6 protein-coding genes and 1 pseudogene are annotated in these 13,890 nt (G+C 35.5%); 6 read left to right on the forward strand and 1 reads right to left on the reverse strand.

Features of this window, described 5'->3' with window-relative positions; genetic code table 11:
* The first annotated feature begins 33 nt into the window (after window positions 1–33).
* Window positions 34–450 carry an AMP-binding protein gene (locus F6K06_RS04185; protein ID WP_240039080.1) on the forward strand — a complete coding sequence of 139 codons (417 nt, stop codon included), beginning with the start codon at window positions 34–36 and terminating at the stop codon, window positions 448–450.
* 71 nt (window positions 451–521) lie between these two features.
* Here the strand turns inward: F6K06_RS04185 and F6K06_RS04190 are convergent, their stop codons facing one another.
* A complete protein-coding gene (locus tag F6K06_RS04190; RefSeq protein WP_287241470.1) occupies window positions 522–5,021 on the reverse strand; it encodes an AAA family ATPase in 4,500 nt (1,499 codons plus the stop codon).
* 803 nt (window positions 5,022–5,824) lie between these two features.
* Between F6K06_RS04190 and F6K06_RS04195 the strand changes: the two genes are divergently transcribed.
* The 5 genes and pseudogenes from F6K06_RS04195 (at window position 5,825) to F6K06_RS04215 (ending at window position 13,628) form a co-directional block, all read left to right on the forward strand.
* Window positions 5,825–6,781, forward strand: a complete 957-nt coding sequence (locus tag F6K06_RS04195) for a bestrophin family protein (protein WP_124146227.1) — start codon at window positions 5,825–5,827, stop codon at window positions 6,779–6,781.
* Between the two features lie 575 nt (window positions 6,782–7,356).
* Window positions 7,357–8,010 (forward strand): annotated as a pseudogene (locus F6K06_RS04200) (cytochrome b N-terminal domain-containing protein).
* A 620-nt stretch (window positions 8,011–8,630) separates the two neighbouring features.
* Window positions 8,631–11,954 carry a tetratricopeptide repeat protein gene (locus F6K06_RS04205; RefSeq protein WP_287323176.1) on the forward strand — a complete coding sequence of 1,108 codons (3,324 nt, stop codon included), beginning with the start codon at window positions 8,631–8,633 and terminating at the stop codon, window positions 11,952–11,954.
* Window positions 11,955–12,878: 924 nt separating this feature from the next.
* Window positions 12,879–13,424 carry a hypothetical protein gene (locus F6K06_RS04210; protein ID WP_287241473.1) on the forward strand — a complete coding sequence of 182 codons (546 nt, stop codon included), beginning with the start codon at window positions 12,879–12,881 and terminating at the stop codon, window positions 13,422–13,424.
* Between the two features lie 30 nt (window positions 13,425–13,454).
* Window positions 13,455–13,628 (forward strand): hypothetical protein, encoded by a 174-nt coding sequence (locus F6K06_RS04215; RefSeq protein ID WP_161564350.1) that lies wholly within the window; start codon window positions 13,455–13,457, stop codon window positions 13,626–13,628.
* The last annotated feature ends 262 nt before the right edge of the window (window positions 13,629–13,890 follow it).

The raw sequence follows: 13,890 nt of genomic DNA on the forward strand, positions 1-13,890 counted from the left end.
ATTGCTGTTTATGGTAGCAATTCTAGAGTTAGTTTGTGGATCAGTTTGCGGTATTTGGGAATAAAATGTGGCGATCGCGTAGTTTTGTTTTTACCAAATATTCCTGAATTTGTCATTACTTATTTGGCAATTCTCAAACGTGGTGCCGTGGTTGTTTCTGTCAATTCAATGCTGAAAAGTGATGAAGTTAGCTTCATCCTCAATGATAGTGAAGCAGTAGCAGTTGTGACAACAGAATCTTTGAGGGAGCAAATACCCTATGGGGATTTAGCTTTTCTCAAAAATGTTTTAATTGCTGAGGGTGGAACAGATACAGATATCAGCTTGTCTACTCTGCTCGAAAAAGGGAGTTCTAATTTCAAGGCAGTTTCCATGGAACCGAAAGCTCCTGCTGCTATTGTTTACACTTCTGGCACCACTGGTTTTCCTAAAGGAGCAACCCTTGGATAAACATTTGTTGTCGATCTACTATATGGGGTAAATATAGCAGTGTATAGCTTTGAGTAGGTTAAATGTTGCACTTACAGCAAACCCTGCTTAAATTGCAACAAACTCGCTTGGTTCATAAGTAGATGGAGGACTTTTATGCGGTCTGGAGTAAATGCTCCTGTCGCGAGGCTGTTTTCTAGGAGAAGGAGAGCAATAAATTTTCCTTGCTTGACGATCGGAGTACACAAGAGGCTTTTTGGCTGGTGTTCGATCAGGTATGGATCTCCAGCGAAGGTAGTTTCTGTTTCAAGCTGATTGATGAGTACAGTTTGTTGAGTCTGTTTGACGGTGTTGATAACAGTATGGGGTAAACTTTTAGTTGGATCGAGATGTGTGATGGATGAGTCAGAGTCGTCGCTCAGGCATTGAATAGGAATTTCCCAAGTACCAGAGCTGTTCAAAACTAAAGTTCCTTTGTTTGCTCCAGCGTTTTCCATGAGGATGTGCATCATTTTATCAAGCAAGCTATTTAGTTCGATTTCCTCTGAGATAGTTTGGGAAGCTTTAATAATAGTATAAAAGTCGAGGTTTTTGCTAGTTTTGCTGGTGATTGAAGATATAGTTTTTGTGATGTCAAGTTTTGTTATTTCTGCTGTTTGGGTACGAATAATTAGGTTGGAGTGGTGTTCTTCTAAGTCTTTGATTTTGGCAGTAGCACCCCAACTAATATAGCAGTAATAGGCTTCCGTCATGTAGGTTTTGGCTACTTTTTCTCTGCCAAGAGACAGATAAAATTCTGCTGCTCGTTCGTTGGCGATCGCTTCTTCATGGATGTAGTCGTTTTCTGAGGATCCAGAAATTGCTTTTTCGTAGTAGGTTGCTGCTGTTTCATTTTCACCTAAAACTCTGGCTATTTCTGCTTCCACTAGGTCGTATTTGTGTTGGAAGTTCATGGGGCCGTGCTCTGCCCAAGCTTTCATTTGTTTTTGGTTGGATTTGACTTGCTTTAGGTATTGTTTTTGTTCTTTTGGAGAGACAGTGAGGTAGTTAGCTAGCAGGGAAAGAGAGTAGTAGAAGTTGTATTGCACAATTTCAATTGACCCATTCATTCCTTCTAGATATTCTGCCATTGCTCCTACGTTTTCTAGAGCTGCCACATAATTTTTCCACAAATAAAAGTAAATTAGTTGCGATAGGTAAATATTAGTTATCCCTCTACTATCATTTGCCTGTTTTAAAACAGATAATTTTTCTCCTAGCTTCAATAAATCATCTGTTGGCTGCACTTCAGCTTTCAACATTGACACAAGTTGGCTCCAAGTCGTCAGATGATCGCCAACAAGTTTTTGTTTATATTTCAACATCACATCAATAGATTGTTTTTGGGTTTGAGCGACAGTATCTAGATGTTCACCCACCCAAAATTTATTATTCGTATAAAAACAAAGACAATAAGAAGCAAACTCTAAATCTCCCACTGATAGACCACTTTGAAATCCCTCAAGTAATGGGTTGATCGTTTCCTGAAGATGTTCTTTCCAGTGTCGAATAAAATTATTAAAAGTAAAATATACTTTTGCTTTAATTTCTCTAGCATTAAGTCGGTCTAATAAATCTAGAGCTAGTTGACCAAATTCATAGCCTGAATTAAAGTCTCCCAAAATACTACACAAAATTAAGCCATAGTTGACATATCCAAAAGCAGACAGATGAGAGTTACCATATTTCAAAGAGATTCTCACCATTTTAAATACAGCTAAAGGAAACAAAGCTGGATTAGCATTAAAAGCAGCCGGAATCATTGCCATTAACAGTCGCATAGTTGCTATCTGTTCGGAATCATTCATGATAGCAGTATTTGCTAAATCCTTGATTTCTATACTACTTAGAGCTAATTGAGTTTTAGCTAATTCCACTAAAACATCGCGTTTATTTGGTTTTGCCGGTAAGCTCACTCCTAGATACTTTAACGCTAACAAGGCAATATCTATAGCTGGCTGGGGTTGATTCTGAGAATAATAATATGGAATTTGTAACTCATAAACTTTCACTCGATCCAGATTGCTTTGAATCTTAGACAAAAGTAGTTCCGACAATTGTTGCGCCGACTCAAAGTTCACATTCAAATATTCAACTTCTAGTATCTCAAAATAAACATCCTGCGTCAATTCATAATTACTCTCCCAACTATTTGTGGGTAACAACTCTAACCCCACATTCAAATATCTACCCGCAGCCTCATAAGCTGTAGCTCCTTTGGCTTTTTTCCCTGCCCATAAATTTAATTTTAGCAACCCTTCTTGTAACTCTGTTTCTGTGATGAAATCTCGCCCTATATTCAACTGATTTACAAGATCAAATATGTTCTCTTCTATTTGCTCAGAGGGCAGACTTTTCCACAACAACTTACCAATTTTTAGATGGATTTTTTTTCTATTTTCTTCGGGAATAAGTGAATATGCTGCTTGCTGAACTCTGTCATGCAAAAAACGATAACTTACTCTAGATTCATCAAATAATAATTCTCGGGAATTGTCATTTTCAGAAAATAATAAGGGAATTTTATAATCCTGAGTGAGTGGTAATATTAAACCTATTTGTAAAGCACTCCATAAATCTTTTACTGTCTGAGTTACAGATTTTTCGTTAACAACTGCCAATACATCTAAACTAAATTTATTGCCAATACAAGCTGCTAGTTTTAAAACTTTTTGGGTAGTTGTTGATAGTTTTTCAATATTCCTAGCAACTAATTCTACTACTCCTAAATCTGCTATTCCCACACTTTGAATCTGTTCAATATCCCACATCCAATATCCAACTGTAAAATCAAATATTAACAATTTGTCTGTATATAATGTTTTGAGTAGTTGAGTTAAGAAAAACGGATTACCTTGGGTTTTACTGTATAGTAAGTCTGATAATTGAGTGAGTCGCTCATTAGTTGTAGTAGCTTCTTCTGATAATGTTTCTGCTACTAATTGTCTGATGTAATTGATTTTTAGGGGTTCTAATATAATTTTATTAACTGTTGTGCTGGTTTTTTGGATTTTTTCTATGGTTTGGATGGTCGGATGTACTGGGTTAACTTTGTGATCTCGATAAGCTCCGATCAATAATAAGTGTTTGGTTTCGCTGTCCGTCATTAATTGTTCGATCAGGTTTAATGATGCTAGATCTGCCCACTGTAAATCATCAAGAAATAAAACTAATGGATGTTCTGGTTGAGCAAAGACACGGACAAATTTTCCAAATAGTTGATTGAAATTGTTTTGTGATTCAGTTGTCCCTAACTGGCCTACTTTTTCTTGTTTACCGATGATTAATTCTAATTCTGGGATGACATCAATGATGATTTGACTATTTTCTCCTAATGCGGTTAATAGTTTCTCCTTCCATTCGGCAACTTTTAGTGTAGTTTCTGTAAGTAACTGACTGATTAACTGTTGAAAAGCTTGGCTGATAGCAGCATAAGGAATGTCCCGTTTGAATTGATCGAATTTGCCACCAATGAAATAGCCTCTGGCTTTAACTATGGGTTTATGTACTTCGTTAACTACTTTGGTTTTACCGATCCCGGAGTAACCTGTAACTAGAATGATTTCTTTATTGCATTGACTGATGCTCTCGTCATCGGTATTGCTTACACGACCAAAAGCTTCCAAGAGGAGGCTGACCTCTGTTTTCCTACCATAGAGCTTTTGGGGGATACTAAATTGACCTTTTTTATCCTTTTTCCCTGGAGTAAAGGCTTGAAGTCTTTTGATGCTTTGTAGTTTACTCAAGCAATATTCAAGGTCTGCTTTTAATCCGAGGGCACTTTGATAGCGGTCTTCAGCATTTTTTGATAGCAGTTTGATCACTATTAAGGATATAGCAATGGGAATTTCTGGGTTAATTTGGTGTGGGGAGATAGGGGTTTTAGCTATGTGTGAGTGGATGACTTCCATTGGATCATTGCTATAGAAGGGAAGCTGTTTAGTGAGCATTTGGTAGAAGGTGACACCTAAGGAGTAGAAGTCACTGCGATAGTCTATGCAGCGGTTCATGCGTCCAGTTTGTTCTGGAGATATATAGGCTAGAGTGCCTTCTATATAACTTGGGTTGATGATGGCCTGAGTTTCTGTTTTTAGACGGGTGGCGATGCTGAAGTCGATGATTTTTATTTTTTGTGTGGTGGGATCGATCAGGATGTTGTGGGGTTTAATATCTTTGTGGATTATTTGTTGTTGGTGTATTTTATCTAGGGTGTCACTAAGTTGGATGGCTATGTTGATAAATTGAGGAATTGCGATCAATGAGTCTGTTATATGTTGTTTGAGAGATAGGGAATTGAAGTATTCGAGGATGAGGATGAGGCGATATTCCTGGTGGGTCAGGTCTATAGATTTGACAATTCCTTCAAAGTTGAGGTTTTTGAGGATGTTGTATTCATGTCTGATGCGCGCAATTTCTTCTGGAGCTGGGTATTCAGAAATTTGTGTTTTGAGGAGAACTAGGGTGCGATCGGACTGCTGTAATGCCCTATATATTATGCTGTTGTTGCCTCGGTATAAGGTTTGTAAATTTGAATAGCCAGGGATATATAGCATAATTTTTATTTTCTTCAGAATTGTCCAGCAGCAGTATTTCAAAGTAGCTTGGAAAAGAAAAAAGTGACTCAGACCGAATAGTCTTAACAGCTAATAAATAAATAGGATATATAGCTTAACTTTTGTTCTTCTATAATATCAACAATTGTCAAAAAAAAAACTCTGGTGAAGAAAATTGGGAAAGAGTCAATAATGAAATATGCGTAAAATTTTGGCTCTAGTACACTATAAACACCAAACACTATTTTAGTTATCAGTAATTATATGGTTGTATATTAAAAATTATACATGAAAAAAAACATATATACGGTTGGACATACAAACAGATTGAAGAAAGTTGTAGGTTTAATGCGATTGCTTAAATTCCCATCGACCCCATTCTCAGTCCTACTGATACCATGTCCGGATAATTAAGTATAATAAAAATGTTCTATTGAAGCGATGTTGAAGGAATATCCCAAATTTGTGCTCCCTTTCCAGTATTCTCACTTGAACAGGATTTACGCATGAGGTACGAAAAACTAGGGCTTGAGATTGCTTTCCTGTCGGTCGCAATGACGAAAATACCTTGTAATGCGTAAGTCCTATTGAATTTACACCTACGACCTAAGAACTTTATTATAACTAATTAAACGGACATGATATGACTACTCCTTCAAGGCTAATTGACTGGACATAATATAACCCAAGAGTTATCATTTTTGAAGCTTTCCTTTATCTGATAGAAAAAGGAGAGTAAGATTAATTTGGGTGTGTATGAATGCACAGATTATTTCGATCTGTCTAAATTTTGCTAAATTAATATGTTTACAAACAGCGTGATAGATGGTCGCTATAGGGAAAAGCGAGAATGGTTGACGGTTATTCTGCAAATGCGATATTCGGTCATTCCAGCTATTATTTTTCGGGTGACATTCTGCGGATTTTTTGGTGGCTTGATTTCTTTACTTAACTATTTTAATTTTCCTGTGACTTTGCCGGCGAAAAGTAGTATTGTTCCTAGTTTAGTTTTGGGTTTACTATTAGTTTTTAGAACAAATACTGCTTATGAAAGATTCTGGCAAGGTCGGCAACTGTGGGGGCAAATTGTTAATACAGTTCGTAATTTTGCCCGACAAATTTGGGTTTCTGTTGAAGAAAATGAACCAGCAGATAGAAAAGTAAAAGAGGAAATAATCAGGTTATTAGTAGCCTTTGCTATCGCTAGTAAATTATATTTGCGCCGTCAGAGTGTAAATAGAGAATTAGAGGGATATATGCCTAAACAGTGGTATGAAAAGCTCAAAAAAATGAATCATCCTCCTATTCATATTGCTTTTTGGATTAGTGATTATCTCCAGCATCAATATGAACGTGGTTGTATTAATCCTTATCAACTTACTGCGATGTTTAAGTTGTTGGATAGAATGGTTGAAGCATTAACTTGTTGTGAGGGAATTTTAAATACACCAATTCCTTTAGCATATTCAATTCATCTAAGGCAATTATTGTTAATTTATTGTTTATCATTACCATTTCAAATAGTTAATGAGTTTCATTTTTGGACTGGTATAGTAGTTGCCTTAATCAGTTTTACAGTATTTGGAATTGAAGAAATTGCTCTAGAAATAGAAAATCCTTTCGGTTACGACCCTAATGATTTACCTTTAGATGCTATTTGTATTGCAATGCACCGCAATATTGAAGATTTAATTACTTTAGCTCCTAGTGTTAGACATTGGAAACGTATATCAGTTAATTTAGAAACCCATAATTTTTAACTAGTTCTGGACTAAAAGTTTTCAGCTATCAGCTTGGGTTGAAATCCTCTTTGAAATTGCATTTCTCTCGGTCTCAGTATAAATCTAAGCTGTTTGCAGAGCATGACTTTAGAAAATTCTGATTGCAGCAATTGCTATTTGCGGAGCATTCCGGACCGAAACGCTTTTTTTTTATCTATCTTAATAAAAGTATAATTTTATACATAATTAATTTGCGTTTTGTGGTATGAGCGATCGCTATTAATTATGTTTGATAATTTTGCCTAAATTGCAACAAAAAAAAGTTATGTTTAAGATTTACATAATACGGTCACAAATAAAGTTAATAGCGCTCTAAATCCAGAGTGGCGATTTTATCTATCTTTAATTTTGCAGACTTTACACACATGGCTTTAATGCTGTATCTGCTTAATTTTCAGGACTTACACATCAGGTACAAAAAACTAGGATTTGAGATTGCTTTCCGTTCCGGACTGCTGCGCAAACCCTATCGGTAACAATGGCGAAAATATGTTGCAGGTAGGTAAATCCTAATTTTAATATCCGCAATAATTTATCGACTTTCACTCATCATAATGATTAACAATATTAATTCGACCTTGAGTTTACGGAGATTAGCTACCATTGTAGCTGTCTCAATTTTGACATTAACTCTAATCTCTGCCTTGTCTGGAACATTGTTAGCGTTTAATTATCAACCCACCACTGGTGGTGCTTACAAATCTCTAGAAATGATTACCAGTCAAATTCCTTTCGGATGGATAATTCGAGATTTACACAATTATGCTGGTAACAGTATCATTATTCTCGGCTTAATTCAAATAGTAATTATGTTTTTAAGTCGGCAGTTTCGCTCTAGTTAGTTGATTGCTTGGATTAGTGGAATTTTCCTTGTTTTAGTCGCAATTGGTTTGGGTTGGACAGCAATGATTCTTGACTGGTCTCAAGAAGGTTTTTGGAGATTTTCTATAGAATTATCTACTGTAGAAACTATTCCTTTTATTGGTTCTTTACTACTATATATTTTAACAGGTGGTAATGGTATTAGTACAATGACTGTATTGCATCAGTACACTTTACATAGTTATCTTTTGTCCGTGTCAGCGATCGCTTTAGCATTTACTCATTTAGGTGGATTGATTTGGCAGTCAGTTCAGGATCAAAAAAATCAATCAGATAATAATGAACAGCAGGAAGCAGGACAAAGTTTCAATGCTTCAGCATCATAGATAGAATCAGCACAAAACTGTTCCCTGAAAAAATAGTAATTCAATCATTTATTTCATCTCTTCAGATTGACTTCTGGAGAGATTTTTCTTTTGGAATAGAAATTGCTGATTGCTATTTCAAAGCAGGCAACAAGCAATAGTGGGAAAAACCTTTCTTCACTTAAGATTCATCATCAATCTCTGTCTTAAACAACCCATTCTTTGCTATAAAATTAGTCCTACTTTGAGAACTTGTAGATGAAAATCTTTGAGAGAAAAGAGGGTTTAATGTAATTGTTCTCCTTCTGTTGATTTTGAATGATTTATATCAAGTCCGGATAATTAGTGATGAAAAAACCTATCCTCGTTACACAGGGCAAATCTCTCTATTCTCGCCTCTCTTAGCTCCCCCCTCCCTACTAACTTATTTATAAGTATTCAACCGGAAGTGATATTACTATCTTTTTATTTGTTCAAAGTAAAATATTATTATACTATTAATCATAGTATAAGTATTATAAAAAATGGGAAATTTTTGGCCAATATATGAATTTTTTTGACATTGATAAAAAATATTTAACATAGATGATTTACTATATGGTAAAGGATAAAAAATTAATTGAAGAAAATTAGTAAACAAGATGGAAAATAATCAAATTGATATTGCAGTTATTTATGAGCAGGCACTAGCTCGTTACCAATGGGGAGATTATTATGGTGCGATCGCTGATTATACGACAGTGATAGAGATGGAATCAAGTAATGCAGATCTTTACTACAATAGAGGTATTACCAAGCATCAAATAGAAGATTATCAAGGTGCAATTTTTGATTATAGCGAAGCGATTAAAATTAATCCCAGTAATAGCGATTTTTATAATAATCGTGGTTTAGCTCTTTCTCAAATGGGGTATTATACCGAAGCGATCGCTGACTTAGATGAAGCACTTAGACTTAATCCTAATGATGCTGATAGTTATTACAATAGAGGTTTTGTATATGAGGCAATGGCAGATTGTGAAAAAGCTATTGCCTCATACACGGAAGCACTAACAATAAATCCTGATTATGATGAAGCTAATCAAAAACGAGAGTATCTGCTTTCTCTGATAGAGAGTCAGAGTGCAGCAGTAACAGAAGAAACAACAACAGAAGAAACAACAACAGAAGAAACAACAACAGAAGAAACAACAACAGAAGAAACAACAACAGAAGAAACAACAACAGAAGCACCACAGACTGAGATTGAGACAGAGAAATCTCCAGATGTATCTGCTGAGGAGACTTTACTACAGAAATCAAAAAATGATGTGGAGATGAAAAAATCTCCTAGTTCAGCTAACTCACCTATGAAAAGTGTGTTACATCAGTATTTACAGAGAGGTCGATCAGTAAAGAAGACTTCACCACAGAAACAAAAAAATGATGCGGAAATGAAGAAATCTCCAGATGTATCTGTGGAGGAGAGTACTGCAAAAATATCACAGACAGAAATTGAGAAATCTCCAGATGTGTCTGTGGAGGAGAGTACCCCAGAAATATCACAGACAGAAATTGAGAAATCTCCAGATGTGTCTGTGGAGGAGAGTACTGCAAAAATATCACAGACAGAAATTGAGAAATCTCCAGATGTGTCTGTGGAGGAGAGTACCCCAGAAATATCACAGACAGAAATTGAGAAATCTCCAGATGTGTCTGTGGAGGAGAGTACTGCAAAAATATCACAGACAGAAATTGAGAAATCTCCAGATGTGTCTGTGGAGGAGAGTACTGCAAAAATATCACAGACAGAAATTGAGAAATCTCCAGATGTGTCTGTGGAGGAGAGTACCCCAGAAATATCACAGACAGAAATTGAGAAATCTCCAGATGTGTCTGTGGAGGAGAGTACCCCAGAAATATCACAGACAGAAATTGAGAAATCTCCAGATGTGTCTGTGGAGGAGAGTACCCCAGAAATATCACAGACAGAAATTGAGAAATCTCCAGATGTGTCTGTGGAGGAGAGTACTGCAAAAATACCACAGACAGAAATAGAGAAATCTCCAGAAACATCAGACATCTCCGATAATTCAAACTCCGTTGTGAAAAGTTTGTTAAATCGTTATTTACGGAGAGATACATCAGTAGATAATGCTTTACAACAGAGACAAAAAAATGATGCGGAGATGAACAAAGTTCCAGAAGCATCTGTGGATGAAACAACGGTGCCAACACCACAGACTGAGTTAGCTCCAGAAGCATCTGTGGAGGAAACAACGGTGCCAACACCACAGACTGAGTTAGCTCCAGAAGCATCTGTGGAGGAAATAACGGTGCCAACACCACAGACTGATGTGGAAAAGGAGAAATCTCAAGAAGCAATTTTGAAGGATGTTTTGCCCTTGACATCAAAAAATGATGTTTCTAATTTTAAAGATAGTGATGCTCGCTACAAGCAAAAACAAATTATATCTCAAGAAAAAGATCCTCAAGAAACCATCGCTAATTTAACTGAAGCACTTCAACTTAAGCAAAATGAAGCCGATATTTACTGCCAGCGAGGTAAAATACATTCTCAAATAGGAAATTATCAGGAGGCGATCGCTGATCTGACTGAAGCACTCACATTGAATCTCGATCCAGATCAAACTTATACCTGTTATAATGAAAGAGGTGTTGCCTATTCATATTTAAAAGATTATCAGAAGGCACTTGCTGATTTTACTGTTGCGATTAAAATCGATCCTAGCGTTCCTAACGCTTGTCACAACCGAGGAAATCTTCACTCTGTCATGGGGAATTATCAGGAGGCGATCGCTGATTTTACTACAGTGATCAAATCTCATCCCAAAGATGCTGATGCCTATAATAATCGAGGTATTTGTCTTTATGAAATGAAGGATTTTAATGGAGCGATTTCTGATTTTACTGAGGCAATTAAGATTAATCAGAATTATGCAGATGCTTATATTAATCGAGGCATTTCTAATTATCAAATAGGAGATTATCAGCAGGGAATAGATGATTATACAGAAGCAATTAAACTGGAACCAAAATATGCTAAAACTTATAATTCCCTTGAGCAAAAATTAAATAGTTATTTACAGAGAGGTGTATCAGTAGAGGAGACTTTATCACAGACATCAGATAATGAGATGGAAACATCTCCAGAACCAGTTTTGAAGAATGTTTGGCCTCTTGCGCCAAAGAGTGATGCTCGCTACAAGCAAAAACAAATTCTGCCTCAAGAAAAAGATCCTCAAGAAACCATCGCTAATTTAACTGAAGCACTTCGACTTAATCCAGCCGATATTTACTACCAGAGAGGTAAAACACAGTCTCAAATAGGAAATTATCAGGAGGCGATCGCTGATTTTACTGAAGCACTCACATTTAATCTCGATCCCTATCAAATTTATACCTGTTATAATGAAAGAGGTGTTGCTTATTCACATTTAGAAGATTATCAGAAGGCACTTGCTGATTTTACTACTGCGATTAAAATCGATCCTAGCGATCCTAACGCTTGCCACAACCGAGGAAGTCTTCACTCTGTCATGGGAAATTATCAGGAGGCGATCGCTGATTTTACTACAGTGATCAAATCTCATCCCAAAGATGCTGATGCCTATAATAATCGAGGTATTTGTCTTTATGAAATGAAGGATTTTTATGGGGCGATCGCTGATTTTACTGAGGCAATTAAGATTAATCCGGATTATGCAGATGCTTATAATAATCGAGGCATTTCTAATTATGAAATAGCGGATTATCAGCAGGCAATAGATGATTATACAGAAGCAATTAAGCTGGAACCAAAAGATGCTAAAACTTATTATAATCGTGGTATACTTCGTTACTTTACCAAAAAATATCAAGAGGCAATAGATGACTTTGAAAAAGCGGCCGTTTTTTATCAACAACAAGGAAAAAATGAGGATTATCAGGAAGTGATGAAAATGATTAGAAAATTAAATAAGTAATGATTTTTTTTTGAAAACGTCAAGATTCAGGTATGGAATTTGGGCATAAAAGAAGGAAATAATAAGTCACAATTACAGGCGATCGTTATTATGGATAGCTCAAATAAATCAATGACGGAGTACCTTTGGCAACGAGAAGTTTTTCAAAGTTGGTAAGCTTTCTGGGTGTTGGAGTACCTCCATTGACTTTCCATTGAGCGATCGCCAGTCGGAGCGTTAGTAAAGTGCCTGTGGAAAAGGAGCGCTCTGACTTAAATCTTTCAGTTAAAATTCAATCATTGAAGACAAAATTTACTTATAAAAAGGTAAATTTTTCCAAATAACTAATGTCGATATTTTCATCGTTTCAAAAGACAAAAAGGTATAAATGGACAGAGGTTAAATGTATGGATAGAACTGACTAAATAACCTCATAGATTGACTATTTTATATTAGTGGCCATATAAAAATGTTTTCTGGGTAATTATGAATAACGGGACTTTAGCAAAAAATGCCTTAAAAATAGTTTTAAACCCTTGCTGTGTAATGCTTTAACGTCAAAAAAGCCTATTTCTTGATATATCTAGATTTGAGCCATTTTTAGCTAGAGCAACGTGTTTTCATTGCTACGGTTGAGTTTGAAGCCATTTTCAGCCTAAAAAATATCAAAGTCCCGATAATTATTACTTACCACTTCTCATCAAGATGTTATACAAATTACCATGGAAGTAAAAATTAGCAATTTCCCGTCAATAAAATGAAATCAATTTATATCAAATCCGTTTAATTGGACATAAAAAAAATCTTCAATCGCCATAACTACGTTGATCTTTGTAATTCTTTCTCCTCCTGACTCCTGACTCCTGACTCCTGACTCCTCCTAACTTAACCATTCTATGGCTGTTTAACCGGATTTGATATTATTTATTAATTTCAACTTTTTTGATGGTCGCTTCTAGTTGCCTGCCCATAATTATTGAGAAAGACAACCTCAAAAACAAACACCACTATAATCAAGTTGAAATCATCAATTATCAAAATCAACAATCAACTTTACCTATTTCATTTCCCGGACAAAAGAAAACTTACTTGATAACTCAAACACAAAAAAATAATCCACCAGAAGATCGAAAACAAAAAGAACAACCAGAATATCAAAAAGTGATGGTAATCGCTCTGTTTGCCTCATTTCTATTTTTGTTTGTGATTTCTGGTTTAATTGCTTTGGGAGGAATTACAGAAAAAATTAAAATAAAGGATAAATTTCTCGGTGCTTTATTTATTGCAGTTTTAATAGAAGGATTATGTCCGGCAGTATTAGCATTTGGGAGGCAGGAAATTATTTTTCCCAATGATATAATTCAGGACTTAGAGAATAAAATAAAGAATTTAACAGAGGAAAACAATGTTTTGGCTGAAATCAAGAAATGCCAAGACCAAGAATCTAAGCTGGTGGCAAAAGATGAAAAGATTCAAGAACTAAACAAATAAATTGATAGCAAAAACAAAAAAATTATTACTTTGGAAGCTCAAATTGCAGATTCTGTAAAAATAGATAAAAGCTTTTTTGGTAAAATAGCTAAAATAGATGATTATGCTAGAAGCCTTCCTCCGGATAGAACATTTGACCCAATGGATACATACGACCCAATTCTTAGCAAGCAAACAAAGGAAATAGAGACCAGAAAAGAATAAAGAATACTGTCAAACTATCCAAGAGCTTTTAAAAGTTATTGGTCAACTAGAAAGAAACAGAAATCCTAATAAGGACTGTAGAGAAGCTACAAGAAAATTAGCACAATATCAAAGTCAAAAAGGTGTTAAAGAACCATACGATGAACTTTACGATCCAAACAAAACAACAACTTATTTAATTATTGATTATCTGGAAATAAAAGGATTAATTGATAAATAAATTAAGATGTCAAAAAATATCCTGTTTCTCATCAAATTAAAT

The sequence above is a fragment of the Okeania sp. SIO1H4 genome, assembly GCF_010672695.1.
GTDB lineage: Bacteria > Cyanobacteriota > Cyanobacteriia > Cyanobacteriales > Microcoleaceae > Okeania > Okeania hirsuta.